27 protein-coding genes are annotated in these 26,565 nt (G+C 58.5%); 17 read left to right on the top strand and 10 right to left on the bottom strand.

Translation table 11 applies throughout. The annotated features are described in order from the left end of the window. The coding region (locus ACMYUN_RS27015) for an acyltransferase family protein (RefSeq protein ID WP_415762326.1) at positions 1-1,846 on the top strand (1,846 nt) is incomplete at its 5' end. Positions 1,847-2,010: 164 nt separating this feature from the next. Beyond that, on the top strand, positions 2,011-2,892 hold the full coding sequence (rarD, locus tag ACMYUN_RS27010; RefSeq protein ID WP_415762325.1) for an EamA family transporter RarD: 882 nt from the start codon (positions 2,011-2,013) through the stop codon (positions 2,890-2,892). A 178-nt stretch (positions 2,893-3,070) separates the two neighbouring features. Here rarD and hppD read toward each other — a convergent pair whose 3' ends face one another. Next, positions 3,071-4,147 (bottom strand): 4-hydroxyphenylpyruvate dioxygenase, encoded by a 1,077-nt coding sequence (hppD, locus tag ACMYUN_RS27005; protein WP_415762324.1) that lies wholly within the window; start codon positions 4,145-4,147, stop codon positions 3,071-3,073. 352 nt (positions 4,148-4,499) lie between these two features. On the opposite strand from hppD, the gene ACMYUN_RS27000 reads away from it, so the two are divergent. Together ACMYUN_RS27000 and ACMYUN_RS26995 are read left to right on the top strand one after the other, a co-directional pair. Continuing rightward, positions 4,500-6,035, top strand: a complete 1,536-nt coding sequence (locus tag ACMYUN_RS27000) for an EAL domain-containing protein (protein WP_415762323.1) — start codon at positions 4,500-4,502, stop codon at positions 6,033-6,035. Between the two features lie 227 nt (positions 6,036-6,262). Then, complete coding sequence (locus ACMYUN_RS26995) at positions 6,263-6,628, top strand: histone-like nucleoid-structuring protein, MvaT/MvaU family (protein WP_415762322.1); 366 nt, start codon at positions 6,263-6,265, stop codon at positions 6,626-6,628. 217 nt (positions 6,629-6,845) lie between these two features. On the opposite strand, the gene ACMYUN_RS26990 is transcribed toward ACMYUN_RS26995, so the two are convergent. After that, complete coding sequence (locus ACMYUN_RS26990; RefSeq protein WP_415762321.1) at positions 6,846-7,364, bottom strand: DUF4946 domain-containing protein; 519 nt, start codon at positions 7,362-7,364, stop codon at positions 6,846-6,848. Positions 7,365-7,501: 137 nt separating this feature from the next. Here ACMYUN_RS26990 and gloA point away from each other — a divergent pair, with 137 nt between their 5' ends. Continuing rightward, positions 7,502-8,023: a lactoylglutathione lyase gene (gloA, locus tag ACMYUN_RS26985; protein WP_039762746.1), complete on the top strand. Its 522-nt coding sequence runs from the start codon at positions 7,502-7,504 to the stop codon at positions 8,021-8,023. A gap of 175 nt (positions 8,024-8,198) precedes the next feature. Here the strand turns inward: gloA and ahpF are convergent, their stop codons facing one another. The 3 genes from ahpF to ACMYUN_RS26970 all read right to left on the bottom strand — a co-directional run bounded on the left by ahpF (position 8,199) and on the right by ACMYUN_RS26970 (position 11,525). Then, on the bottom strand, positions 8,199-9,761 hold the full coding sequence (gene ahpF, locus ACMYUN_RS26980) for an alkyl hydroperoxide reductase subunit F (RefSeq protein ID WP_415762319.1): 1,563 nt from the start codon (positions 9,759-9,761) through the stop codon (positions 8,199-8,201). A 124-nt stretch (positions 9,762-9,885) separates the two neighbouring features. Next, on the bottom strand, positions 9,886-10,449 hold the full coding sequence (gene ahpC / locus ACMYUN_RS26975; RefSeq protein WP_016774916.1) for an alkyl hydroperoxide reductase subunit C: 564 nt from the start codon (positions 10,447-10,449) through the stop codon (positions 9,886-9,888). Between the two features lie 137 nt (positions 10,450-10,586). Beyond that, positions 10,587-11,525: a site-specific integrase gene (locus ACMYUN_RS26970; protein WP_415762318.1), complete on the bottom strand. Its 939-nt coding sequence runs from the start codon at positions 11,523-11,525 to the stop codon at positions 10,587-10,589. Between the two features lie 177 nt (positions 11,526-11,702). Between ACMYUN_RS26970 and ACMYUN_RS26965 the strand changes: the two genes are divergently transcribed. Further along, entirely contained in the window at positions 11,703-12,719 is a 1,017-nt protein-coding gene (locus tag ACMYUN_RS26965; RefSeq protein ID WP_415762317.1) for a DNA-binding protein, read from the top strand. Here ACMYUN_RS26965 and gorA read toward each other — a convergent pair. Both gorA and galU read right to left on the bottom strand, forming a co-directional pair. After that, complete coding sequence (gene gorA, locus ACMYUN_RS26960; protein WP_415762316.1) at positions 12,716-14,074, bottom strand: glutathione-disulfide reductase; 1,359 nt, start codon at positions 14,072-14,074, stop codon at positions 12,716-12,718. The two genes, ACMYUN_RS26965 and gorA, sit on opposite strands and share 4 nt — an antisense overlap. A 129-nt stretch (positions 14,075-14,203) precedes the next feature. Further along, positions 14,204-15,043, bottom strand: a complete 840-nt coding sequence (gene galU / locus ACMYUN_RS26955) for a UTP--glucose-1-phosphate uridylyltransferase GalU (RefSeq protein WP_024013124.1) — start codon at positions 15,041-15,043, stop codon at positions 14,204-14,206. A 258-nt stretch (positions 15,044-15,301) separates the two neighbouring features. On the opposite strand from galU, the gene ACMYUN_RS26950 reads away from it, so the two are divergent. Continuing rightward, positions 15,302-15,487 carry a hypothetical protein gene (locus ACMYUN_RS26950; RefSeq protein WP_415762314.1) on the top strand — a complete coding sequence of 62 codons (186 nt, stop codon included), beginning with the start codon at positions 15,302-15,304 and terminating at the stop codon, positions 15,485-15,487. Positions 15,488-15,627: 140 nt separating this feature from the next. After that, positions 15,628-15,915, top strand: a complete 288-nt coding sequence (locus ACMYUN_RS26945) for a hypothetical protein (protein WP_016774923.1) — start codon at positions 15,628-15,630, stop codon at positions 15,913-15,915. A gap of 3 nt (positions 15,916-15,918) precedes the next feature. Here the strand turns inward: ACMYUN_RS26945 and ACMYUN_RS26940 are convergent, their stop codons facing one another. Together ACMYUN_RS26940 and ACMYUN_RS26935 are read right to left on the bottom strand one after the other, a co-directional pair. Further along, positions 15,919-16,149 carry a hypothetical protein gene (locus tag ACMYUN_RS26940; protein ID WP_039762740.1) on the bottom strand — a complete coding sequence of 77 codons (231 nt, stop codon included), beginning with the start codon at positions 16,147-16,149 and terminating at the stop codon, positions 15,919-15,921. Positions 16,150-16,221: 72 nt separating this feature from the next. After that, entirely contained in the window at positions 16,222-16,578 is a 357-nt protein-coding gene (locus tag ACMYUN_RS26935) for a hypothetical protein (RefSeq protein WP_039762738.1), read from the bottom strand. A 211-nt stretch (positions 16,579-16,789) separates the two neighbouring features. Here ACMYUN_RS26935 and ACMYUN_RS26930 point away from each other — a divergent pair, with 211 nt between their 5' ends. The 4 genes from ACMYUN_RS26930 to ada all read left to right on the top strand — a co-directional run bounded on the left by ACMYUN_RS26930 (position 16,790) and on the right by ada (position 19,112). Continuing rightward, positions 16,790-17,092: a DUF1883 domain-containing protein gene (locus tag ACMYUN_RS26930; RefSeq protein WP_007912251.1), complete on the top strand. Its 303-nt coding sequence runs from the start codon at positions 16,790-16,792 to the stop codon at positions 17,090-17,092. A 34-nt stretch (positions 17,093-17,126) separates the two neighbouring features. Then, a complete protein-coding gene (locus ACMYUN_RS26925; RefSeq protein WP_165368422.1) occupies positions 17,127-17,291 on the top strand; it encodes a hypothetical protein in 165 nt (54 codons plus the stop codon). Positions 17,292-17,298: 7 nt separating this feature from the next. Next, positions 17,299-17,970, top strand: coding sequence for a DNA oxidative demethylase AlkB (gene alkB / locus ACMYUN_RS26920; protein WP_415762313.1), 672 nt, complete (start codon positions 17,299-17,301; stop codon positions 17,968-17,970). Positions 17,971-18,050: 80 nt separating this feature from the next. Then, positions 18,051-19,112 (top strand): bifunctional DNA-binding transcriptional regulator/O6-methylguanine-DNA methyltransferase Ada, encoded by a 1,062-nt coding sequence (ada, locus tag ACMYUN_RS26915; RefSeq protein WP_415762312.1) that lies wholly within the window; start codon positions 18,051-18,053, stop codon positions 19,110-19,112. On the opposite strand, the gene ACMYUN_RS26910 is transcribed toward ada, so the two are convergent. Continuing rightward, positions 19,102-20,085, bottom strand: a complete 984-nt coding sequence (locus ACMYUN_RS26910) for an MDR family oxidoreductase (RefSeq protein WP_129999441.1) — start codon at positions 20,083-20,085, stop codon at positions 19,102-19,104. The genes ada and ACMYUN_RS26910 overlap by 11 nt on opposite strands. A gap of 185 nt (positions 20,086-20,270) precedes the next feature. Here ACMYUN_RS26910 and ACMYUN_RS26905 point away from each other — a divergent pair, with 185 nt between their 5' ends. The 5 genes from ACMYUN_RS26905 to modC all read left to right on the top strand — a co-directional run bounded on the left by ACMYUN_RS26905 (position 20,271) and on the right by modC (position 26,550). Further along, positions 20,271-22,715: an autotransporter gene (locus ACMYUN_RS26905; protein ID WP_415762311.1), complete on the top strand. Its 2,445-nt coding sequence runs from the start codon at positions 20,271-20,273 to the stop codon at positions 22,713-22,715. Positions 22,716-22,820: 105 nt separating this feature from the next. Continuing rightward, a complete protein-coding gene (locus tag ACMYUN_RS26900; protein ID WP_415762309.1) occupies positions 22,821-23,885 on the top strand; it encodes an NAD(P)H-dependent flavin oxidoreductase in 1,065 nt (354 codons plus the stop codon). Positions 23,886-24,018: 133 nt separating this feature from the next. Then, positions 24,019-24,786 (top strand): molybdate ABC transporter substrate-binding protein, encoded by a 768-nt coding sequence (gene modA / locus ACMYUN_RS26895; protein WP_415762308.1) that lies wholly within the window; start codon positions 24,019-24,021, stop codon positions 24,784-24,786. Beyond that, complete coding sequence (gene modB / locus ACMYUN_RS26890) at positions 24,787-25,467, top strand: molybdate ABC transporter permease subunit (protein WP_415762307.1); 681 nt, start codon at positions 24,787-24,789, stop codon at positions 25,465-25,467. 3 nt (positions 25,468-25,470) lie between these two features. Continuing rightward, positions 25,471-26,550, top strand: coding sequence for a molybdenum ABC transporter ATP-binding protein (modC, locus tag ACMYUN_RS26885; protein ID WP_415762305.1), 1,080 nt, complete (start codon positions 25,471-25,473; stop codon positions 26,548-26,550). The last annotated feature ends 15 nt before the right edge of the window (positions 26,551-26,565 follow it).

Raw genomic sequence — 26,565 nt, 5'->3', positions numbered from 1 at the left:
GAAGTCGCTGGAGAACGGCACGTTCAGCTTCAAGGGGTTTTACGTCAGGCGCATCTGGCGCTTGCAACCGGCCGTTGTTGCGCTGTTGGTTGTGACCTTGCTGGTTACCACACTGCTTTATCTGCCCGATGACTACGTCGACTTCCTGAAAAGCGAAAAGTACACCTCATTACTGATTTCCAACCAGTATTTTTCCAAGGTGACTTCTGGTTACGCCACGCCCGATGCCGCCAGTCTTCCGCTGTTGCACACCTGGTCGCTGGCGATCGAATGGCAGTGGTACCTGCTGCTACCGTTGGGTATCTGGCTGCTGCATCGCTATGTGGCGAAACGGGCTTTGAGCAGCGCAGTGCTGGGTTTGACCCTTGCAGCCACGGCGATGGCGCTGTACTTGTCGCAGGTCGCTCCCGACCTGAACTATTACTTTTTTACCGCGCGCATCTTCGAATTGATGATGGGGTCGTGCGCCGTCATGTTCAGCGCGGACAGGTTTCGCCTGAGTCGTGCCAGCGCTTCGCTCATTTGCGCGGTTGCACTGGTCACGATCGCCTATTGTGCGGTCCAGGACGATATCCTCAGCGGATTCCCCAACTATCATGCGGTCGCGGTATGCGTCGCCACGGCGCTGCTGCTGGTTCGCGGCATAGGTAATGTGAGCATCACCTCGGATGTCCTTGCATTCAAACCGCTGGTGTTCATTGGCACGCTTTCCTACTCGCTGTATCTGTGGCATTGGCCGATTCTGGCGGTGCTGGCCTACCTGGGCGTCGATCTGAGCCCAGCGGTGACAGTCAGCTATTTCGCCGCCACGTTCGCGATGGGCTACCTCTCCTTCTGGCTTATCGAAAACAGGTTTCGCAAGGTTCGGGCCGGATTCGGAAAGACCGTACTGCTGTTGATGCTGCTGCCCGCCATCGGCCTGTCTCTGCTTCACTCCGCCGGCAGGAATCATGACGGATGGCCGAACCGTTTTGGTGAAGATTCGATCGCGATGTTCAGCACGTTAAAGGCGTACGTACCGAGCCATCGTGAGGATTGCCTGGGTAACAGCGAAAAGGTTGATCCTGACTGCGTCCTGGGCGCTCCGCTGGCCGAGTCGCAGGCTTTGCTGATCGGAGATTCCTATTCGAATCACTATTGGGGATTTGTCGAGACGCTGGCCAAGGATGCCGGCCTGTCGGTTCTTGCCCAAGGTTATCCGGCCTGTCTGACCTTGCCCGGCATCTATCTCTACGACTGGTACAAGGCCAAAAACGCGCTTTATGAAAAGTGCCATACGGCTGCCCAACGCTATTACGACCTGATTGCGGACAGCCATTTCCAGTATGTGATCATCGGCCAGTTCTGGGAGGCGTACCTCACCGCGACGATTGTCACCAAGCCTGATGACCCACGCAGCCTGGAACTGACGCAGCAACGACTTGAGGTAGCGGTTCGCCAGGCACTGGACATCATCGTCGACTCGGGTGCCACGCCGATTGTGCTGATGAGTACATTGCCCATGCCCGCCAGAATCAACGAATGCCTGCTCAGACAGGTCAAGTTGCGCGGGATGCTCGGCAGCGCTGAACAAAGCCGTTCATGTGCTGCGGTGACATGGTCAGGCCTTGAGGATCCCTTCCTGACCAGACTTTTCGGCGAGCTGCAGGTTGAATATCCACAATTGATCGTCCTTGATCCAAAAAAAGTGCAATGCCAGGACGGTACGTGCCTGACCAGCGTCGATGGCGTGCCGGTGTACCGCGACATCGGCCACGTGTCCGATTACGCCTCGTACAAATTCGGTGAGCTGTACCTCGAGCACTTTGGCAATCCATTCAAGAGCAATCCAGGCGGCGACCACTAACGCCGGTCCATTTGCCATCTATGCTGCAACTGCCAGCATCTTTTGACGAGGTTCGCACGACCGAATGAGCGCGAGATGTTTCGAATAATGAGCATGCGCTCAATATTCAGCACAAAAACCACGTATCCTGCGCGCCCCGTTCACCTTCACGCCGCGAGGGCAGTTTGTCTAAAGGTATCGCTTTATCGGTTTCGGCCTCGGTGCTGTTTGCCGTCATGTATTACTACACGTCGCTGCTGACGCCTCTGAGCGGCGTGGAAATCTTCGGCTGGCGCATGCTCCTGACCGTGCCGTGCATGACCTTGTTCATGCTGGTGTCCGGGGAATGGCGGCGGGTGCTGGAGCTGTTCCGATTGATGGCGGCCAGGCCAAAACTGATCGCCGGGCTGCTGGTTTCGTCCGCCCTGCTCGGCGTACAGCTGTGGCTATTTATGTGGGCGCCGCTCAATGGCTACAGCCTGGATGTGTCGCTGGGCTATTTCCTGTTGCCACTGGCGATGGTGCTGACCGGGCGGATTGCCTACGGCGAGAGCCTGTCTTATCTGCAGAAAATCGCAGTGTTTTTCGCCAGCCTCGGCGTGGTGAACGAGTTGTATCAGGTTGGCGGCTTTTCTTGGGCGACACTGGTGGTCGTGGTCGGTTATCCGCTGTACTTCGTGCTGCGCAAATACCTGAAGACCGACAACCTGGGTGGCCTGTGGGTCGACATGACCCTGATGCTGCCCATCGCCTACTGGCTTGTGCAAGGTGGTGAACAAGGGCTGGCGGTGTTCGATCAATATCCGGGGCTGATGTGGCTGATTCCGCTGCTCGGCCTGATCAGTGCCTCGGCACTGGTGGTGTACATCATCGCCAGCCGCCTGTTGCCGTTCAGTCTGTTTGGTTTGTTGAGTTATGTGGAACCGGTGTTGTTGCTCGCGGTGGCGTTGTTGTTGGGGGAAAGCATCAAGCCGGGAGAATGGCTGACCTACATCCCCATCTGGCTGGCGGTGGTGGTGCTGGTTTTCGAGGGCTTCAAACACTTGACGCGCCAACGACGCTCTTGAATGCAACACAAGACAAATGTGGGAGCGAGCCTGCTCGCGAAGTCGTCAGACCAGTCAACATGACTGTTGAATGAAAGACCGCATTCGCGAGCAGGCTCGCTCCCACAGGTTTTGTATGAAGCAAAAAAATCCCGGCCCTGCATCTCTGCAGGCCGGGATTTTTTATTTCCGGTGCGAATTACTCGGTGGTCAGCACACCACGACGCACCTGGTCACGCTCGATCGATTCGAACAGCGCCTTGAAGTTGCCTTCGCCGAAACCATCGTCGCCTTTGCGCTGGATGAACTCGAAGAACACCGGGCCCATCAGGGTTTCCGAGAAAATCTGCAGCAGCAGACGCTTGTCGCCCTGCTCCGACGCGCCGTCGAGCAGGATACCGCGCGACTGCAACTGGTCAACCGGCTCGCCGTGATTCGGCAGGCGCCCTTCGAGCATTTCGTAGTAGGTGTCCGGTGGCGCGGTCATGAAGCGCATACCGATTTTCTTCAACTGATCCCAAGTTTTGATCAGGTCATCGGTGAGGAACGCAACGTGCTGGATGCCTTCGCCGTTGAACTGCATCAGGAACTCTTCGATCTGCCCGGCGCCCTTGGACGACTCTTCGTTGAGCGGGATGCGGATCATGCCGTCCGGTGCGGTCATGGCTTTGGACGTCAGGCCGGTGTATTCGCCCTTGATGTCGAAGTAACGGATTTCACGGAAGTTGAACAGCTTCTCGTAGAAGTTCGCCCAATAGGCCATGCGACCGCGATACACGTTGTGGGTCAGGTGGTCGATGATCTTCAGGCCGGCGCCGACCGGATTGCGATCAACGCCTTCGATAAATACGAAGTCGATATCGTAAATCGAGCTGCCTTCGCCGAAACGGTCGATCAGGTACAGCGGCGCGCCGCCAATGCCTTTGATCGCCGGCAGGCTCAGCTCCATCGGACCGGTTTCGATGTGGATCGGCTGAGCGCCGAGTTCGAGCGCGCGGGAATAGGCTTTCTGCGAATCCTTGACGCGGAACGCCATGCCGCAAACGGACGGACCGTGTTCGGCAGCGAAGTACGAGGCGACGCTGTTGGGTTCGTTGTTGAGGATCAGGTTGATCGCGCCCTGACGATACAGGTGCACGTTCTTGGAGCGGTGGGTCGCGACCTTGGTGAAGCCCATGATCTCGAAGATCGGTTCCAGGGTGCCGGGAGTCGGCGCTGCGAACTCGATGAACTCAAAGCCCATCAGGCCCATTGGATTTTCGTATAAATCTGCCATGGTGACGCCTCATCATTTCTTATCAATTAACCAGGGTTATTTGTCAGGAAAGTGATGTGCAAGGAGGCGCGCAGGAGATGCCACGCACGCTGCGGGCGAGGAAGTCTCCGTAGATCAGTTGAAACCCGAATATCTTCATTGTCGACCCAAAGCTCTTGCGGGCGAGGCTTCTGCTGCCAGAAGACGATTATTATTGTATGCGTAACCCGATTCTACACAGCGTAACCATGCCTGTCTGCCCTCTGTATAAAATCCCTTTTTGTGCGTACGGCACAAGAGCCATCTGCCATCTATTATCCCTCTGGCTCGATTGTTTACCGAGGGCCCGATTCCGAAGCCACAGGATGTATCCATGCCGCTGACTGCAAGATCCCGCCGCAAGCGCAGCACCCGCATCGTCGTCACCTTGCTCAGCGGTCTGCTGCCAATCGTGCTGGGCAGTGCGATCCTCTATATGCAGGCCGAACGCACTCTGGAGCAAAGCGCTGCGCAAACTGCCGAGCAAGCTTTACGCCAGTTCGAGCTGATGCTCGACAACACCGCCGAGGCGGCGCGAATCCTGTTGCCGTTAGCGGGGAAAGACTGTGAAGAAGTCAAACTGGCCTTGCGCGAACAGGTGACCCGTCGCCCTTTCGTGCGCTCGACCAATCTGGTCTGGGAGAACAATCTCTATTGCAGCTCACTGTTCGGCCAGTTCAAGGAAGCTGTCAATGCCGGGGACTACCACGAGGGCAAACTATGGCTGATGAATGGCAATCCGGTGACACCCGATACGGCATTGCTTATCTATCGTCTCAGCGACGGTCCTGGTGGCGCACTGACCACCCTTGATGGTTATCACCTGAGCAATATCCTGCGCCTGATCGGCCGCCAGACGTTACTGATGTTGCAAGTGGGCGATAACTGGCTGACCGCCGACGGCCAAGTTCACCAGGGGCCGCTGCCGGCATTGCCGGTAGCGCATAGCGTGCTGGAATCCGCGCGTTATGGCTTCAGCGTCTCGGCTGGTTACCACGAGGGTGAAACCTGGCGTTACATGGCGGCTGAGTATCCACCCCTGTTCAGCCTGTTGATTTTCTTCGGCGCAGTTTCCGGTGCCATTGGCCACTTCGTGCAGAAACGCTCAACCTCGCCCAGCCACGAAATGCTGCGCGCGCTGGAAGCCGGCGAGTTCATTGCGTACTTCCAACCGGTGGTTCACGCCGACACCAAGCGATGGTCCGGCGCCGAAGTACTGATGCGCTGGAATCATCCGAAAGAGGGGCTGGTGCGTCCGGATCTCTTCATTCCGTTTGCCGAGCACTCCGGGTTGATCGTGCCCATGACCCGCTCTCTGATGCAACAGACGGCCGTCCTGCTGGGCCCACAAACGGCAACCTTCGACAAACCGTTTCATATAGGCATCAACATCACTGCCAGCCATTGCCAGGACCTGGAGCTGGTTGAGGACTGTCGCGATCTTCTGGCAGCATTTGAGCCAGGCAGCGTGGAGCTGGTGCTGGAACTGACCGAGCGCGAGCTGATCGAGCCGAACGACATCACTTTGCAGCTCTTCGAGCAGTTGCACGCATTGGGTGTAAAAATCGCGATCGACGACTTCGGTACGGGGCACTCGAGCCTTGGTTATCTGCGCACCTTCAATGTCGACTTTCTGAAAATCGATCAGAGCTTCGTGGCCATGATCGGAATAGACGCGTTATCGAGGCATATTCTCGATTCCATCATCGAGCTGTCCGCGAAACTGGACTTGGGTATTGTTGCCGAAGGTGTCGAAACGCAGGCTCAGGCGGATTATCTGACCGAGCATAACGTTAAGTTTCTGCAGGGCTACTTGTACGGTAAACCGATGCCTGCCGCAGATTTCATCGACACATTATGTCAGCATTAAGTAGCTAGCACGGACCGCCGAACAGCCGCACCAAATTGATACAAATAGTCATTGTTGTTACATGGCGACAACATCAGGATTTACTCTTGTCGCATTAACTACTACAATTTTTTCAACCTGAGCCAGACTGGCAGGTGAGCCAATTATCACCGAGTCGCTTCCAGGCGACTGGCTTATAGCTTTGTTTGCGGTTGGTATCAGCCAAACACACTATTGGAGTAAAGATATTGTCCAGACTCGCTGAATTTCGCGCAGCTGAAAAGGCCCTTCAGGAACAGCTCAAACAGCTGGAATCGCTGAAGAATGATGCCGGGCTCAAGAAAGAAATCGAATTCGAAGAAAAGCTCCAGGGACTGATGAAAACCTATGGCAAAGGCCTGAAAGACATCATCGCCATCCTCGATCCAAACCCGGCGAAGTCCGGTATGCAGCAGTCCGCAGCGCCGAAGACCCGTCGCGCTCGCGTGGTCAAGGTTTACCAGAATCCGCACACTGGCGAGCTGATCGAAACCAAAGGTGGCAACCATCGCGGTCTGAAAGCCTGGAAAGAACAGTACGGTGCCTCCACCGTTGATTCGTGGTTGCGCGGTTAATCTGACGCCAACAAAAAAGCCCTGCTCGATGCAGGGCTTTTTTATTGACAATATTTAACAAATGAAATGATTTTCATCAAACAAGTTCGACATCTGTGTAACGTTGCTGAATCATCACACCTAAACATTTTGCTGCTTCATGTTGCGCCGAGCACGGGATCCAACTTTGTGCTTAATCCTTTCCGGCAATCAAGCAATCGCTAGTTAGTACGAACGTTTATAGTTTCAAGCTGTTGCGCGCCGCCTGTATGTCGTCGGCGCTTGCCTTATAAACGTCGGCCTGGCCGGCGTATGAAAGTACATAAGCCTTGTCTGTTTCCACGGCTACTACCAATGTTTGGGATAAAACGTGTCGACCGTTTTCGGTCACCGTGCAGGTTGTCTCCAAGCCAGTCAATGAAGCCAGTGCCGCCGGATGAATTCGGTTGCAGACGCTCTGATAGCCGCTACGAAAGAAATCCTTTTGGATGGATTTGCGCATCTCCTGCAGCACGCCTTGCAAATTGACCTGATGCCCCGCCTCTACTTGGGTCGTGGTCAACTCCATCACCATTACCTGATTACCGTCGGCATCGTGTTTCACCGCTCTTTGTCGCGAGACTGGCGGTGCGGTGTCCGGCAACGCCTCGATCTCCCAGCCCGCCGGCCAAGTGATGCTCGGTTCGGCCATGACAGGGAAAGCCACAGCCGACGACAAGGCAAAACAAACAAACACGGATTTAAACAGTCGGATCATTGCCGGACGCACTCGTAGACAGAAGGCAAAGTCTGAGCCCCGCCCTCGCGCAGGGCAAGCCCGCGTTGCATTTGGCGATGCCGGCCAGCATGCGTATCATTGCGCCCATTCACTCGCCCATTGTTATTGGAGGGCCCATGAGCCTCAACGAACTGAACACTTTTCCAGGCGTGACTGCCACGCCAGACAGCGCAACCCGCAACTTCGTGTTCAACCACACCATGCTGCGCGTGAAGGACATCACCAAGTCGCTGGATTTCTACACCCGTGTGCTGGGTTTCTCGCTGGTCGAGAAGCGTGATTTCCCGGAAGCCGAGTTCAGCCTGTACTTCCTCGCACTGGTCGATAAAGCGCAAATCCCGGCCGATGCCGCTGCGCGTACCGAGTGGATGAAGTCGATCCCCGGCATTCTCGAACTGACCCACAACCACGGCACCGAAAACGATGCCGACTTCGCCTATCACAACGGCAACACCGACCCGCGCGGCTTCGGCCACATCTGCATCTCTGTGCCGGATATCGTCGCTGCATGTGCACGCTTTGAAGAGTTGGGCTGTGATTTCCAGAAGCGTCTGACCGATGGCCGGATGAAGAGCCTGGCGTTCATCAAGGATCCGGATGGCTACTGGGTCGAAATCATTCAGCCTGCGCCGCTGTAACTGACGATATAAATCCATTGTGGGAGCGAGCCTGCTCGCGAAGGCGTCCGTTCAGCCAACGTATCGTTGAATGACAATCCGCTTTCGCGAGCAGGCTCACTCCTACACATGGATTTGTGCCAGGCATAAAAAAACCCATGATCGCTCATGGGTTTTTTCATTTCAGGCCTGAGGCTTACGCCGGTGCCGAAGTCCGGATCAAGTGATCGAACGCACTCAGCGAAGCCTTGGCGCCCTCGCCCACTGCGATCACGATCTGCTTGTACGGCACAGTCGTCACGTCACCTGCTGCGAAGATCCCCGGAATCGAAGTCTCGCCACGGTTGTCGACAATGATCTCGCCGCGCGGCGACAGCTCGATGGTGCCCTTCAGCCAATCGGTGTTCGGCAGCAGACCGATCTGTACGAAGATGCCTTCCAGCTCAACCGCGCGCAATTCCTCAGTCGTGCGGTCCTTGTAGCGCAGACCGTTGACCTTCTCGCCATTGCCGGTGACTTCAGTGGTTTGCGCACTGGTGATCACGGTGACGTTCGGCAGGCTGTGCAGCTTGCGCTGCAACACGGCGTCGGCACGCAGTTGTACGTCGAATTCCAGCAGCGTTACGTGCGACACGATACCGGCCAGATCGATGGCTGCTTCAACGCCGGAGTTACCGCCGCCGATCACCGCCACGCGCTTGCCCTTGAACAGCGGGCCATCGCAGTGCGGGCAATACGCCACGCCCTTGTTGCGGTACTCCTGCTCGCCCGGGACGTTCATTTCGCGCCAGCGTGCGCCGGTCGCAAGAATCACGCTTTTGGCTTTCAGGGTTGCGCCACTGGCGAAGTGGACTTCGTGCAGCTCGCCGTTCTTGCCCGGGATCAGCTTGTCGGCACGTTGCAGGTTCATGATGTCGACGTCGTACTGCTTGACGTGTTCTTCCAGCGCCGTGGCCAGTTTCGGCCCTTCGGTTTCCTGCACGGAAATGAAGTTCTCGATGGCCATGGTATCGAGCACCTGACCGCCAAAGCGTTCAGCCGCGACACCGGTGCGGATGCCTTTACGTGCGGCATAAATAGCCGCCGAAGCACCGGCCGGGCCACCACCAACGACCAGCACATCAAAGGCATCCTTGGCGCTGATCTTCTCGGCCTGACGCACGATGCCGCCGGTGTCGAGTTTGGCGAGAATTTCTTCCAGGCCCATGCGGCCCTGGCCGAAGTTTTCACCGTTCAGGTAGATGCTCGGTACGGCCATGATCTTGCGATCGTTGACTTCGTCCTGGAACAGCGCGCCGTCGATGGCGACGTGGCGAATGTTCGGGTTGAGCACGGCCATCAGGTTCAGCGCCTGGACGACGTCCGGGCAGTTCTGGCAAGACAGCGAGAAGTAAGTCTCGAAGGTGAATTCGCCTTTGAGCGAGCGAATCTGCTCTATCACTTCAGCACTGGCTTTCGATGGGTGGCCGCCGACTTGCAGCAGCGCCAGCACCAGCGAGGTGAATTCGTGGCCCATCGGGATGCCGGCAAAACGCAGGCTGATGTCGGCTCCGGGGCGATTGATCGAGAACGATGGCTTGCGGGCATCGTCACCGCTGTCGATCAAGGTAATCTGGCTCGAAAGACTGGCAACGTCTTTCAGCAGGTCCAACATTTCACGGGATTTCGCACCGTCGTCGAGGGATGCAACGATCTCGATCGGTTGGGTGACCCGTTCCAGGTACGATTTCAACTGGGCTTTAAGATTGGCGTCCAACATACGGGCGATTTCCTTTATTTGAGGCGAAAAAAAGCCCGAGCGAATCTCGCCCGGGCATTTTTATTGGGCGGTGCAGCTAACTTAAGAAGGTGCGGCGTGCCGCCCTGCGTTGCATGTCACAGACTTAGATCTTGCCGACCAGGTCCAGCGACGGAGCCAGAGTGGCCTCGCCTTCTTTCCACTTGGCCGGGCAAACTTCGCCTGGGTGTGCAGCGACGTACTGAGCAGCCTTGATTTTGCGCAGCAGCTCGGAAGCGTCACGGCCAACGCCGCCATCGTTCAGTTCAACGATTTTGATCTGGCCTTCAGGGTTGATCACGAAGGTGCCACGGTCAGCCAGACCAGCTTCTTCGATCAGCACGTCGAAGTTGCGCGAGATGACGTGGGTCGGGTCGCCGATCATGGTGTATTCGATTTTGCCGATGGCTGGCGAAGTGTTGTGCCAGGCAGCATGAGCAAAGTGGGTGTCGGTCGAAACGCTGTAGATTTCCACGCCCAGCTTCTTGAACTCAGCGTAGTTATCGGCCAGGTCTTCCAGCTCGGTTGGGCACACGAAGGTGAAGTCGGCTGGGTAGAAGAACACAACGGACCACTTGCCTTTCAAGTCAGCATCCGAGACTTGAACGAAGTCGCCGTTTTTGAACGCGGTAGCTTTGAACGGTTTTACTTGGCTGTTGATGATAGGCATCGATGACTCTCCGTCAGGGGTTATGAAGTTGATGGGTGAATCCTACCCACTCACTCGACGGAAGGCTCATTGGCAAACCTGATACTGCTGATTTGTTTTCGCTATTAGCTGGCTGTATTAATAGAAGAAAACGATCTCTACGGTTGATCCGGTTTATCCATAATCCGAGCCATTCCCTGGAATGGGCTGACCTCAACATAGCGCATGGCGGATTTCATGTCTTTCCAGCCGACGTAACTCATCAGCGATTTCAGATCCCAGCCGCTTTGATGCGCCCAAGTGGCAAAGCCACGCCGCAGCGAATGACTGGTGTAGTTCGCGGCGGCAATCCCGGCGCGCTGCAAGGCCTGGCGCAACAAGGGAATGATGCTGTTGGCGTGCAAGCCCTCCTCGCTCAGATTGCCCCAACGATCAATGCTGCGGAATACCGCGCCGCGTACCAGCGCCGCCTCCGTGATCCAGTCGATGTAAGCCTGCACCGGACACAGCTTGAGCAGCGCCGGGGCCTGATAGGTCTGCCCGAGGTTTTCCCGGTCGCCCTTGCTGCGCGGCAGATACAAAGTGATGCCCTTGCCAGCACTCGCCTGCACATGCTCGATCTGCAAACGACATAACTCATCGCTGCGAAAGCCGCGCCAGAAGCCCAGCAAAATCAGCGCGCGGTCCCGATAAGCCTTGAGCAAGGTCGGGCGATCCTGTTCTTGCCGCGCGGTGTGCGCTTCCTGCTCCAACCAATCGATCACGCGTTGCAAATCCTGCAGTTGCAACGGCTCGGCCTGTTTTTCCTGCGCCGGATGCAGGGCACGAATGCCCTTGAACACCTTGCGCACCACTGGCGCCTTGGTTGGATCGGCGAAGCCCTGACTGTTGTGCCACTGCGCCAGCGCGGACAGACGCAACTTCAGCGTATTGATCGACAACACCCCGGCGTGCTCCACCAGATAACGCGCGACGCTGTCCGCCGTGGCCGGCAGAAAGCCGCCCCACGACACCTCGAAGTGCTCAATGGCCATTCGATAGCTGCGACGGGTGTTGTCTCGGGTGGCGGCTTGCAGATATCGATCAATGTCACTCATGGGTGGTTTTCTCGGTGGCGTACGGGTTCAAACGCGCGGATGTGCATTTTGCCTCCTGACATTGGGTAATACCAGTATATCCCGCCTGTTTTATTTCAAATGTTTACCTATATTTTCAGAATGGTACACTGCGTACTTTAGTGGCATGTACCACAGTACGTAACCGTAGGAGTTCACATGGCCCGTGGCGGCATTACCAAAGCACTGGTGCAAATCGCGCGCACAGCGATCCTGGCTCGCGGCGAACACCCAAGCATCGATGCAGTACGCATCGAAATGGGCAACACCGGCTCGAAAACCACGATCCATCGCTATCTGAAAGAACTGGATGACGGCGCCCAACCAATAGAAGCGTCAGCAGAGCCGATCGATGACGAACTGACCGCACTCGTTTCTCGCCTCGCCCAGCGCCTGAAAGAACAGGCTCAGGAGCCCATCGAGCAAGCCCGCGAACAGTTCGAGGAGCAACGCGAAGCACTGGAAACCGAGCTGAAACAGGTTCGCCAGGCGCTGGAAAAACTCGAACACGACCACGACATTCAGGGCGCCGCCCTGCAACGCGAATCCGAAGCGCTGAGCAACACCCGCTCGATGCTGCAGACCGAACAGACGCGCAACGCCGGTCTCAACCAGGCATTGGCCGACTTTGAATTGCGCTTGCAGGACAAGGACGAGCAGATCCGCTCACTGGAAGAAAAACACCTGCACGCACGCGATGCGCTGGAGCATTACCGCAACGCGACCAAGGAACAGCGCGAGCAGGAACAGGCCCGACATGAGGGGCAAATCCAGCAGATCCAGGCCGAACTGCGTCAAGCGCAGCAGAGCGCGCTGGTGCGTCAGGATGAGATCACTCAGCTGCACCGCGACAACGAACGCCTGCTTACCGAAAACCGTGGCACCCAGCGCGAGCTGAACTTGTTGCAGGAACAGCTCAAGCAGAGCAATCAGCGTCAGGATCAATTGCTTGAGCAGGCGACGCGCATGGACAGCGAGCGCACCCTCCTCCAGGAACGTTTGCGCGTGGCGACGCTGGAAAGCCAGGCACTCAAGCAGAGCGTCGACGAGCAGACGCAGCTCAATCAGTCACTGGAAAAGGAATTGCTCAAAGCACAGGCGAGCCTTGAGGACAGCCAGCGTCTGGCGGCTACCGTTGCGGCAGCCCCAGATTCGGCCAAAGCGAAAGCCCCTTAAGCGCTGACCGGCGTGCGCATGGTGACGAACTCTTCGGCGGCCGTCGGGTGCACCCCGATGGTGTCGTCGAAGTCGCGCTTGGTCGCGCCGGCCTTCAAAGCGATCGCCAGACCTTGCACAATCTCGCCCGCGTCCGGGCCGACCATGTGGCAGCCAAGCACCTTGTCGGTCCTGGCGTCGACCACCAGCTTCATCAGGGTTTTCTCCTGACAGTCAGTCAGGGTCAGCTTCATTGGCCGGAAGCGACTTTCGAAGATCACCACTTCGTGACCACATTCGCGCGCTTCTTCTTCGCTCAAACCGACTGTGCCGATGTTCGGCAGGCTGAACACGGCGGTCGGGATCATCTTGTAATCCACCGGACGGTATTGCTCTGGCTTGAACAGGCGCCGCGCCACCGCCATGCCTTCAGCCAGTGCGACAGGGGTCAGTTGCACGCGGCCGATAACATCGCCCAGCGCCAGAATCGACGGTTCGGTGGTTTGATACTCGTCGTCGACCTTGATAAAGCCCTTGTCGTCGAGCTGAACATCGGTGTTTTCCAGGCCCAGATTGTCCAGCATCGGACGTCGACCGGTGGCGTAGAACACGCAATCGGCTTCGAGCACGCGACCATCCTTGAGCGTCGCTTTCAAGCTGCCGTCAGCCTGCTTGTCGATGCGTTCGATGTCGGCGTTGAATTGCAAATCGAGGCCACGCTTGGTCAATTCTTCCTGCAGATGCTTGCGCACCGACCCGTCGAAACCACGCAGGAACAGATCACCCCGATACAGCAGCGTGGTGTTGGCGCCGAGACCATGGAAAATCCCGGCGAACTCGACCGCGATATAACCGCCGCCAACCACCAGCACGCGCTTGGGCAGCTCTTTGAGGAAGAACGCCTCGTTTGAACCGATTGCGTGTTCGTGCCCTGGAATTTCAGGGATCTGCGGCCAGCCGCCGGTGGCGATCAGAATGTTCTTGGCCGTGTAGCGCTCGCCATTGACCTCAACCTCGTGCGGCCCGACGATTTTCGCGTGCGCCTCGTGCAGGGTCACGCCGCTGTTGACCAGCAGATTGCGATAAATACCGTTGAGGCGATTGATCTCGCGATCCTTGTTGGCGATCAACGTGGCCCAGTCGAAGTTGGCTTCGCCCAGGTTCCAGCCGAAACCGGACGCCTGTTCGAAGTCCTCGGCAAAATGCGCGCCGTACACCAGGAGTTTTTTCGGCACGCAGCCGACGTTGACGCAGGTGCCGCCCAGGTAACGGCTTTCTGCCACCGCCACTTTCGCCCCGAAACCGGCAGCAAATCGCGCAGCGCGCACACCGCCGGAACCGGCACCAATCACATAAAGATCAAAATCGTAGGCCATTTCTATCTCCTCGGCAGGCCATCAGCATACCCGCAGTCACCCATTGGGCAAGCACTGCCATCCATATAAGGGCGGAAAATGAAAAAGCCACCCGAAGGTGGCTTTCTTTTGCAGACGAGGCAGATGCTATTAGTAAGCCTTGCCAGTCTTGTAGAAGTTTTCGAAGCAGAAGTTGGTCGCGTCGATGTAGCCTTCAGCACCACCGCAGTCGAAACGCTTGCCCTTGAACTTGTAGGCCATCACGCAGCCGTTCTGGGCCTGCTTCATCAGGGCGTCGGTGATCTGGATCTCGCCGCCCTTGCCTGGCTCGGTCTGTTCGATGAGGTCGAAGATGTCCGGAGTCAGGATGTAGCGACCGATGATCGCCAGGTTCGACGGCGCATCTTCCGGCTTTGGCTTCTCGACCATGCTGTGCACGCGGTAGATGTCGTCGCGGATCATTTCGCCAGCGATCACGCCGTACTTGTTGGTTTCCTGCGGATCGACTTCCTGAATGGCTACGATCGAGCAACGGAACTGCTTGTACAGCTTGACCATCTGCGTCAGCACGCCGTCGCCATCGATGTTGACGCACAGGTCGTCCGCCAGGACCACGGCGAACGGTTCGTCACCGATCAGCGGACGGCCAGTCAGGATCGCATGGCCCAGACCTTTCATTTCGGTCTGACGGGTGTAGGAGAACGAGCACTCGTCCAGCAGCTTGCGGATACCGACGAGGTATTTTTCCTTGTCGGTGCCCTTGATCTGGTTTTCCAGCTCGTAGCTGATGTCGAAATGGTCTTCCAGAGCACGCTTGCCACGACCGGTAACGATGGAAATTTCCGTCAGGCCCGCGTCCAATGCTTCTTCAACGCCGTACTGGATCAGTGGCTTGTTTACCACCGGCAGCATTTCTTTAGGCATGGCTTTGGTCGCTGGGAGGAAGCGAGTGCCGTAACCGGCTGCTGGAAACAAGCATTTCTTGATCATATAAGTCCTTGAAAAGGCTGTGTGTACGAGTTTCGGGGCAGTCTAATCAGGCGGCGTGCGCCTTACAATGCCCCGCGCTGGCTAACCGATGCCAACATAGAGAAATATTCGCGCGGATAGTTCCTTGCGGTTTTTTCAGCGGCGAATTCAGCGTAGCTCAAGATCCGGGCAAACTGGATCACCATACGCTTATCGGCCCCCAATGCGAGCATTTGCCGCTATCATGGCGGCTTTGAACCAGCGAACGAGAAAGACCAGATGGCTGCGGTAAAAATCATCAACGGGTATGTGATCGACAAGAAAGACGGCAAGTGGACGCTGACCACCACCAACGGCGAACACATCGCCGGGCCTTTCGACAGCGAGCAGATGGCGACGGATGTCGCCTCGGTGTTCACCGATACACCTGCTTCTTCCAAGCGCCGTGGCAAGGGTCAGGACTGATCCTGTCAGCACTTGCGCCAAGCCCTGCCAGCACGCAGGGCTTTTTTGTGCCTTGTTGGCAAACAAGTGGCCAATCGCTATAACCTTTTCATCGCGGCGCTGTCAGAGCATCCAGTCCCCCACTTGAAGATCACGCAACCATGAACCTGAACAAACTGCAGCCGCTCTTCGCGGTACTGGTACTCAGCGGCTGTGCCACCTCGCAGCCGACCTATCTGAATAATGGCGAACAAGGTCTGAGCATCGACTGCTCGGGCGAAGCCAACTCCTGGGCCATGTGCTACGAAAAGGCCGACGCCTCTTGCGCAGGCACCGGTTATCGCATCGTCGGCACTGATGGCACACCGGCGCCCAAGGAAGATGATAAAACCCTGGGCGTTGACGTTGGCAATTACAAGACCCGCAACGTCGTGGTTGTCTGCAAGTAAGCCTTACATGTGGATTTCGGCGAATTTGATCCCGAGGCCACGGACGACCTCGATCAGATCGTCGAGCCGACTGAAGGACTCGACTTCATCATTGTCATCCACCAGGAAGTAACTGCGCCCTGCGCTCTTCTTGAAAAACACGATCCACTCACCGGGATTCGCCGGGTTCTGGATGACGTGGGTGGCAGAGATAAGGCCCTCTGCGTGGCGTTCGCGCACGTGCTCTCGCTTCATCGCAACTCCAAAAATGACGATGCCGTCACAGCAGGACTGTGACGGCATCAGGTGCTGATGTTCGCTAGTCTATCAGCCGGAAATGCAGGCGTTCGCGGCTTTCTGCACATCGTGAGGGCGAACCGGCACGTTGGACATGCGCTCATGCAGCTTGATGCTGCTACCGCCAGCGCGATCTTCGATATCAAACACGGCTGCCGGGCCTGAAGACAGTTTGCCCGGGACGATGACTCGTACTCCGTCCTTCTGCGGCTGCATCTGCAACGCGCCGCGACTGTCAGCGAGCTTGTCGGTCAGGCACTGCGCATACTCCTGGGGCTTTTTGCCGGAGATCACGCTCATGGTTGGCAGCGTCTCATTGATTTCGGAAACATTTGCGCAACCGGCCATCGCCAGAATCAACGGCACACACACCACACCCCACTTCATATGAATCCTCCGTTAAAGACCGTCCGACAGCACAAATGCTGCTTTTCTCCGGGGTCCTGTGCATTTAACCCGCCCGCCGTGGCGAAGTTCTGTTCAAAATTTGTCAAAGCAACGCCCGACGGCCAGATAATAACCCGTGCGGGCTGATAAACTGCGCTCATCGACAAGCTATCGTTTTGATTTAGTAGAAAAAGCCCTTCTGGAGGCGCCCATGAAATTCATTCACCAGCGCGAGCACCTCAACGAAGACGACATCGTCGTCATTCAATGCTCGCAGATGTGCAACATCCGTTTGATGAACGACGCCAACTTCCGCAGCTTCAAAAATGGCGGCCGTCACACCTATCACGGCGGCGCGTTCGATACCTTCCCGGCACGCATCACGGCCCCGAGCACCGGCTTCTGGAACATCACCATCGACACCGTCAACCGCCGCGCGATCAGCGTGACGCGCAAGCCGACGCTGACCCATTCAATCAAGATCATCCGTCGCTCCAGCACTAAACTGAGCTGAGACGCGCAGCCTATTCTGAAAGGGAAACACGACCGTGGCGCAAAAAACCAAATACGTGATCAAGTACAAACTGGACGGTGAACAGCGTTTCGAATTCGCCGAGCTGGAAACCGGCACTGACGAGGAAGCGAAAGCGGCGCTGAAGAAAATGCACGCTGACGAAGAACTCAGTGACATCAAGGTCAGCAAAGCGCTGTAACCGAACCATGCAACCGACCACGTTTGACCTGTTCGCCGACAACGAACCTGTACAGCAACCCCGCGCCGAGCAGATCGGCGAACAATCGTGGGTGCTGCGCGGATTCGCTTTGCCGCAGGTCGAGCAGCTGCTGACGGAGCTCGAGGCCATTCTTGCCGCCGCCCCGCTACGCCACATGGTCACGCCCGGCGGTTTCAGCATGTCGGTCGGCACCAGTAGCTGCGGGCAGTTGGGCTGGATCACCGATCGCAGCGGTTACCGCTATTCCAGCGTCGATCCACTCAGCGGTTTGGCGTGGCCGTCGATGCCGGCGTTATATGCCGGTCTGGCGTACGAAGCGGCTGAGCGCGCCGGTTTCAAGGATTTTCACGCCGATTCCTGCCTGATCAACCAATACGTTCCCGGCGCCAAGATGTCGCTGCATCAGGACAAGGACGAAAAGGGTTATGCCGCGCCCATCGTTTCGTTGTCGCTGGGTCTGCCGGCGATGTTTCTGTTTGGTGGCTTCGAGCGCAGCGATAAAAGCCAGCGCATCCCGCTGCTGCATGGCGACATGGTGGTCTGGGGCGGCGTGGATCGTCTGCGCTATCACGGCGTGCTGCCAATCAAACCCGGCCATCACCCGCTGTTGGGCGAGCGGCGCGTCAACATCACCTTCCGCGTTGCTGGCGATCAGTAAAAGTTTGACCGCAAGGCGCGGAGTGTCGCGAGTTACGATGCTGGTTAACCTGAATTAAACAGGTCAACGGATTCCCTCTCATGGACACGCTTTCGAACACATACAGCATTGAAGACGATCCACGCTGGGCCGCTGTGATGGCGCGCGATCCGCGTGCGGACGGGCAATTTGTCTACGCGGTGAAAACCACCGGCATTTACTGCACACCGAGCAGTCTTGCGCGTTTGCCGAAACCGCAGAATGTCGAGTTTTTCGATACCGCCGAATTGGCTGAAGCGGCGGGATATCGGCCAAGCAAACGCGCCAGTAAAGATCAGAGTGATGCGAAGCATGCAGTGCTCATTGCCGCAGCCTGTCGGCAGATCGAGGCGTCCGAGACGCTGCCGGCGCTCAACAGCCTCGCGGCGGGCGCTGGCCTGAGCCCTTTCCATTTCCACCGGCTATTCAAAGCCGCAACAGGCCTGACGCCCAAGGCTTACGCCACCGCGCAACGTTCGCGCAAGCTGCGTGCGCGCCTGGCGGACGGCGGTTCGGTGACCGATGCGCTGTATGACGCCGGTTTCAACTCCAACAGCCGCTTCTACGCATCAGCCGATCAACTGCTGGGCATGAAGCCCACCGACTACCGCGCCGCCGGGCAAAACAACGACATCCGCTTTGCCGTCGGGCAATGCTCGCTCGGGGCGATTCTGGTGGCGCAAAGCGAACGGGGAATTTGCGCGATTCTGCTGGGAGACGATCCGCATCAACTGGTCTGCGATCTGCAGGATCAGTTTCGCAAGGCCAACCTGATTGGCGCCGACAGCGAATTTGAACAGTTGATCGCCAGCGTCGTCGGCTTTGTCGAAGCGCCTGCGACGGGCCTGAACTTGCCACTGGATATACGCGGCACCGCGTTTCAGGAGCGCGTCTGGCAGGCGCTGCGTGAGATTCCCGCAGGCCGCACCGCCAGTTACGCCGAGATCGCGCAACGCATTGGCGCGCCGACTTCGATGCGTGCGGTGGCCCAGGCTTGCGGGGCCAACCGCCTGGCGGTGGCGATTCCCTGCCACCGCGTGGTGCGCAGCGATGGCAACCTTTCCGGCTACCGCTGGGGCGTCGAGCGCAAGCGCCAGTTGCTTGAGCGCGAACTCAACGATTGACGTCGACCACCACCCTGCCCCGCAGTTGCCCGGCGAGCAGTTTGGGCGCAGCCTCAAGGGCTTCGCTCAAACTGATTTCTTGACTGATCAGTTGCAATAAAGAGAAATCCAGATCCCTGGCCAGTCGGTCCCAGGCCTCGATACGGCGTGCTTTGGGCTGGGTCACGCTGTTGATTCCAGCCAGCGTCACGCCGCGCAGAATGAACGGCGCTACCGAGGCCGGGAAATCCATGCCTTGCGCCAACCCGCATGCCGCAACCACGCCTTCCGAACGCGTGCTGGCGCAAGCGTTGGCCAGTGTATGGCTGCCGACCGAATCGACCACCGCCGCCCAACGTTCCTTCGCCAATGGCTTGCCCGGTTCGGACAAGGTGGCGCGGTCAATGATTTCTGCGGCGCCCAATTGCTGCAGGTATTCATGCTCGGACACACGGCCCGTAGACGCCACCACCCGATATCCCAACTTGCTGAGCAAGGCGATGGCAAAGCTGCCAACCCCGCCGTTGGCGCCGGTGACCAGCACTTCGCCCTGATCAGGTGTCAGGCCATGACGCTCCAGCGCCAGAATGCACAGCATCGCCGTGTAGCCGGCCGTGCCGATGGCCATGGCTTGCGCCGGGGTGAAAGCTGCGGGCAGTGCAATCAGCCAGTCGCCATTGAGCCGGGCCTTTTGCGCCAGGCCGCCCCAATGGCTTTCGCCGACGCCCCAACCGTTGAGCAACACCCGATCGCCCGCCTTGAAATCCGCATGCAAGCTGGACTCGACAGTCCCCGCCAAATCGATCCCCGGCACCATGGGAAACTTGCGCACCACCGGGCTGCTGCCGGTGATCGCCAGGCCGTCTTTGAAATTCAGGGTGCTGTACGCGACGTTCACGCTGACGTTGCCTTCGGGCAGTTGCTGCTCATCGATTTGCTGCAGATTGGCGCGATAACCGCTGTCGTCTTTGTCGATCAGAATGGCGTTGAACATGACGGCCCCTCGAAGATGATTGGAAAAAACATGCCTTGAAATAGCACATCGCAACACATTGCCACACTCGACTTTGCGCTAACGGCTCAATCAGCCGGGTAAATCCACGGCGGGCGGCTATGCTTTTTCGACGGTTGTGTTTTCCCGGTTGCGCCTTGCAAACCGGTGTGTCGATGGAGCTGACGATGCCTTTCCTGAGCGTTTTACCCTCGTTGCTGATGTTATGTCTGCTGACACTTGGCAATGCCTGGGCAGCCGCACCGGCGGCAAAGCCGCACACGGCGCCAAGCGAGCCGACATGGCCGCAGGTGATCAGCAGCGGCAACAGCAAGCTGACGGTGTATCAGCCGCAGCTCGACAGTTGGGACGGCTACACGCTCAATGCCCGCGCGGCGGTCGAAGCCACGGCTGCCGATGGCAAGTCCACCTACGGCATCGTCCAGTTCAGCGCTCATACCCTCGTCGACAAGGCCACTCGCTGGGTCGCGCTCGATCAGTACAAAATCATCAAGGCCGATTTCCCCGCCGATGCGAAACAGGCCGAAACGTGGCTCGCCATCCTGAAAAAAGATGCCGAGAGCCGCAGGAAAACCATTTCACTGGATCAGCTGGAAGCAGCGGTTGGGGTGCTCAACGCTGAACAGAAAGCCGACAGCGCGCCCTTGGAAAACACGCCGCCGACCATCGTCAGTTCCGACCGTCCGGCAATCCTCGTATACATCGACGGCGAGGCGGCCTATCGGCCGGTTGAAGGAACGGAGCTGCAACGGGTGATCAACACGCGCCCACTGCTGCTCAAGGATGCCCAAGGCAAACATTACCTGCACGTATTCGACGGCTGGATGGTTGCCGATCAATTGGCCGGCGATTACACGCGTCTCGCTGCACCGCTGGCCAGTCTGGAAAAAGCCAAACAGGCCGCGATCAAGAGTCGCCAGGTGGACCTGCTCACCGGGCAAAGCGATCCGAAGGACAAGATTCCCAGCCTGGCCAAGCCGCCGCAGCCGAAAATCTTCATCGCCACCACGCCAACGGAACTGTTGGTGACCGACGGCGCCGCGCAATGGCAACCGATTCAGGGCACCAGCCTGTTGTACGTGAGCAACACCACCGGGCACATCTTCAAGGAAATCGGCGACCAGAGCAGTTACGTACTGATCTCCGGGCGCTGGTTCCGCGCCAGCGACATGAGCGGGCCATGGACCTTTGTCCCGGCAGACAAGCTGCCGGCCGACTTTGCCAATATTCCTGACGACAGCGCCAAAGAGAACGTCAAGGCCTCGGTAGCCGGCACGCCACAGGCACAGGAGGCGGCCATTGCGGCGACCATCCCGCAGACCTCGGCGATCAAGAAAAGCGCGGTGAAGATGACGGCGCCGCAATTTGACGGTGAGCCGCAGCTCGAAGCGATCAGCAATACGCCGCTGCAATACGTGGTCAACAGCGCCACTCCGATTATTCGAGTCGACAACGACAGTTGGTGGGCGGTGGAGAACGGCATCTGGTTCAGCGCCACCTCGCTGAACGGGCCGTGGAGCGTGGCCACCTCAGTGCCAGCGGTGATTTATTCGATTCCGCCCAGCTCGCCGATGCACTACCTCACGTACGTGAAGGTTTACGAATCCAGCGGCGATACCGTGGTGGTCGGCTACACGCCGGGCTATCAAGGCTCGACGCTGGACCCGGCGACTGGCGTTGTGGTGTACGGCACCGGTTATCCGTATACGCCGTGGGTCGGCAGTGTCTGGTACGGGCCGCCGGTGACTTATGGTTTCGGCGTCGCGATTCGTTACACGCCTTGGACTGGCTGGACCTTCGGCTTTGGATTCGGCTGGAGCTGGGGCGGCAGCACCGTCGCCATGGGCTGGGGTTGGGGCGCCTATCCGTGGTGGGGAAATTACGGCTGGGGCTACGCGTGGGGTCCGCGTCTGTACCCGGCGCCGCTGGCCTGGGGTGGCGTAGCCTACGGTTATCGCGGCGGCGCGGTGGCCTGGGGTCCGGGTGGCTGGGCCGGAACCACCGGCAATCTTTATCATCAGTGGGGTGATCGCGCGACGGTCAGCCGTTATGGCGCCGGCTACAACGCCTGGACCGGCAATCGCTGGGCCGGTCAGGTTGGCGCCTCGTACAACTCGCGTACCGGCATTGCCGCCGCCGGGCAACGTGGCGCGGTGCACAACGCCTACACCGGCAACTACGCTGCCGGGCGCAGCGGCGTGGCAGTCGGCCCGAACGGCGGCGCCATCGCCGGAGAACGGGTTAGCGCTGGCAACGTTCGCAACGGCACTCACGTCAGTGCCAATCGCGGCGCCGTTTACAACCCCAATACTGGCAACACCACGCAATACGGCGGTATCCATGGCCGCGACGGCGGCGCTGCGCGGGTCGGCGATAACGTTTACGCCGGGCGCGACGGCAACGTCTACAAGAAAACCGACAACGGCTGGCAGTCCGTGGCCGGCAGCGGTGCCAACCGGACCAGACCCGCGAACAACAATGCGCAATTGCAGAATCTCAACCGCGAATCCGCCGCACGTAATCTCGGCAATCAGCGCACGCACAACTTCAACCATTCTTCACAAATGATGAACCGTTCGTTTGGCGGTGGCGGAGGATTGCACCGACGCTGAAAAACTGCACGTAATGTTCAGAATTTCAGACTGGCTCCGCAGCCGGTTTTGCTGCTAAAAACCGAATGCCGTCCCTGCCCGTTTCATCGTTCGGAGAATCGCTATATGAGCCAGTGGCCAGACACGCGCATCCTTGATCTTCTCGGAATCGAACTGCCGATCATCCAGGGCCCGATGGCCGGCGCGACCAATTCTTCGATGGTGATCGCGGTGTGCAACGCTGGCGGCCTCGGTTCGATGCCGGCGGCGATGCTGAGCATTGAGCAGTTGCGCGAAGAACTGAAAACCATACGCCAGCACACCACCAAGCCATTCAACGTCAATTTCTTCTGCCACCAGCCACCGGCGCCTGATGAACAGCGCGCCCGTGAATGGAAAAACCTGCTCGAACCTTACTACCGCGAACTGGGCGCCGATTTCGAGGCACCGACGCCGGTGTCCAACCGTGCACCGTTCGACGAAGCCGCGTGCGCCGTGCTCGAAGAATTCCGGCCCGAAGTGGTGAGCTTTCATTTCGGGCTGCCGGAAAAATCTTTGCTCGATCGGGTCAAGGCAACCGGGGCGAAAATCCTTTCGTCTGCCACCACGGTCGAAGAAGCGATCTGGCTGGAGCAGCACGGCTGCGATGCGATCATTGCCATGGGTTATGAGGCCGGTGGCCATCGCGGGATGTTTCTCAGCGATGATCTGAGCACGCAGGTCGGCACCTTCGCCCTGGTGCCGCAGGTGGTCGACGCGGTGCAGGTGCCGGTGATTGCAGCCGGGGCAATCAGCGATGCCCGGGGTGTTGCAGCGGCGTTGATGCTCGGCGCCTCGGCGGTGCAAGTCGGCACGGCATATCTGTTCACGCCGGAAGCCAAAGTCAGCGCCTCACACCACAAGGCCCTGCGCACCGCCAAGGAAAGCCAGACCGCGATCACCAACATTTTTACCGGACGTCCGGCGCGGGGCATTGTCAATCGGGCGATGCGTGAGCTCGGCCCGATGTCAGCGCAGGCGCCGGCTTTTCCGTTGGCCGGCGGTGCGCTGATGCCTCTAAGGGCCAAGGATGACGCGGACTTTGCCAATCTTTGGGCCGGTCAGGCGTTTACGCTGGGCAAGGACATCGGCAGCGCTGAACTGACCCGGCAACTGGCCGAGGGCGCACTGGCGAAACTGCACCTTCGTTAAATTCATGGGGCGAGAGGATTTATTCCCTCGCCACTTGGCGGCGTATCGCTATATATTTCCGTATACAGCGATTGCGCCCGTGTATCGGCGTTATCCCAATCCAAGCACTTACCGCCGATCACGGAGCCTTTACATGACACTTGCTGCCACACGCTTGGCCCCTGTCTGCCTCGCCTCACTCCTCGCACTATTCAATATCGGCGCCGCGCAGGCTGACGAAGTACAAGTGGCGGTCGCCGCCAATTTCACCGCGCCAATCCAGGCCATCGCGGCCGACTTCGAAAAAGACACAGGCCACAAACTGGTCGCCGCTTACGGCGCAACCGGCCAGTTCTACACCCAGATCAAGAATGGCGCGCCCTTCGAAGTGTTCCTCGCGGCTGATGACACCACGCCAGAGAAACTCGAAAAGGAAGGTGAGACCGTCCAGGGGTCGCGCTTCACCTACGCCATCGGCACCCTGGCATTGTGGTCAGCGAAAGACGGCTATGTCGATGCGCAAGGCGAAGTACTGAAAACCAACCAATACCAGCACCTGTCCATCGCCAACCCGAAAGCCGCGCCGTACGGGCTCGCCGCCACTCAGGTGCTGGAAAAGCTCAAACTGACCGACGCTACCAAAGCGAAAATCGTCGAAGGCCAGAACATCACCCAGGCCTACCAGTTCGTCTCCACCGGCAACGCCGAATTGGGCTTTGTGGCGCTGTCGCAAATCTACAAGGACGGCAAAGTCAGCAGCGGTTCGGCGTGGATTGTCCCGGCCGCCCTGCATGATCCGATCAAGCAAGACGCGGTGATCTTGAACAAAGGCAAGGATAGCGCCGCTGCCAAGGCTTTGGTCGATTACCTCAAAGGCCCGAAAGCCGCGGCAGTGATCAAATCCTACGGGTATCAACTGTAAATGTCGCTGACCAGTGGCGACTTCGCCGCGATCTGGCTAACCCTGAAACTGGCGTCGCTGACCACCGCGATCCTGCTGATGATCGGTACGCCGATCGCGTTATGGCTGTCGCGCACCTCGTCTTGGTTACGCGGCCCGATTGGCGCCATCGTCGCCCTGCCGCTGGTGCTGCCGCCGACGGTGATCGGTTTTTATCTGCTGTTGGCACTGGGGCCGCACGGTTTTCTCGGTCAGTTCACTCAATGGTTGGGGCTGGGCACGCTGACGTTCAGTTTCACCGGGCTGGTCATCGGTTCGGTGATCTACTCCATGCCGTTCGTGGTGCAACCGCTGCAAAACGCTTTCTCGGCGATCGGCACGCGCCCGCTCGAAGTCGCGGCGACCTTGCGCGCCAATCCCTGGGATACGTTTTTCAGCGTCATCCTGCCACTGGCGCGCCCCGGCTTCATCACCGCAGCGATCCTCGGCTTCGCCCACACCGTGGGTGAATTCGGCGTGGTGCTGATGATCGGCGGCAACATTCCCGACAAGACCCGCGTGGTCTCGGTGCAGATCTACGACCATGTCGAAGCGCTGGAATATGCCCAGGCGCACTGGCTGTCCGCGGCGATGCTGGTGTTTTCGTTTCTGGTGTTGCTGGCGCTGTATTCCAGCCGCAAAACCCGCGCAGGCTGGAGCTAATCGATGATTGATGTACGCCTGAAGCGCACTTATCCGGGGTTCGAACTGGATGTCGATCTACAAGTGCCGGGCCGGGGCGTCACCGCGCTGTTTGGCGATTCAGGCTCCGGCAAGACCACCTGCCTGCGCTGCATCGCCGGGCTGGAGCGCGCAGAGCATGGTTTTGTGCAGATCAATGATGAGGTCTGGCAGGACAGCGCCAAGGGCATCTTCGTCCTGCCGCATAAACGTGCGCTTGGCTACGTGTTTCAGGAAGCCAGCCTGTTCCCGCATCTGTCGGTGCTGGCCAATCTGGAGTTTGGTCTCAAACGCATCGCCAAGTCGCAACGCCGGGTCGATATGAACCAAGCGACCGAACTGCTCGGCATCGGCCATTTGCTCGAACGTCATCCACAGCATCTGTCCGGCGGCGAACGGCAGCGTGTCGGCATTGCCCGTGCCCTGCTGACCAGCCCGAAACTGCTGCTGATGGACGAACCACTGGCGGCGCTCGACAGCCGGCGCAAAAGCGAAATCCTCCCGTACCTGCAACGCCTGCATGACGAACTGGATATTCCGCTGCTGTACGTCAGCCACGCCCAGGATGAAGTCGCGCGTCTGGCCGATCATCTGGTGTTGCTGCGTGATGGCAAAGCCCTCGCCAGCGGCCCGATCGGCGAGACCCTTGCGCGCCTGGATCTGCCTTTGGCGCTGGGCGATGACGCCGGGGTGATCATCGAAGGCCAAGTCAGCGCCTACGACGCCACCTATCAATTGATCAGCCTGCAACTGCCGGCTACCGAAATGAACATTCGCGTCACCCATGCGCCGATGGCCGTGGGCCAGGCCCTGCGCTGCAAAGTGCACGCGCGCGACATCAGCCTGGCGCTGAACAATGATGCAGCCAGCAGCATTCTCAATCGTCTGCCCGTTACGGTCATCAGCGAACAGGCGGCTGACAACAGTGCTCACGTGCTGATCCGCCTGGACGCGGGGGGCACGCCGCTGCTGGCGCGGATCACCCGCTACTCGCGTGACCAATTGGCCGTGCATCCAGGCCAGCGGCTGTGGGCGCAAATCAAGGCGGTGGCGGTGCTGGCGTAAATCATTCGGCACGAC

This window comes from Pseudomonas sp. CP4, from assembly GCF_047758505.1.
Lineage (GTDB): Bacteria > Pseudomonadota > Gammaproteobacteria > Pseudomonadales > Pseudomonadaceae > Aquipseudomonas > Aquipseudomonas fluorescens_AO.
This window is presented reverse-complemented; position numbering and strand designations above follow the sequence as displayed.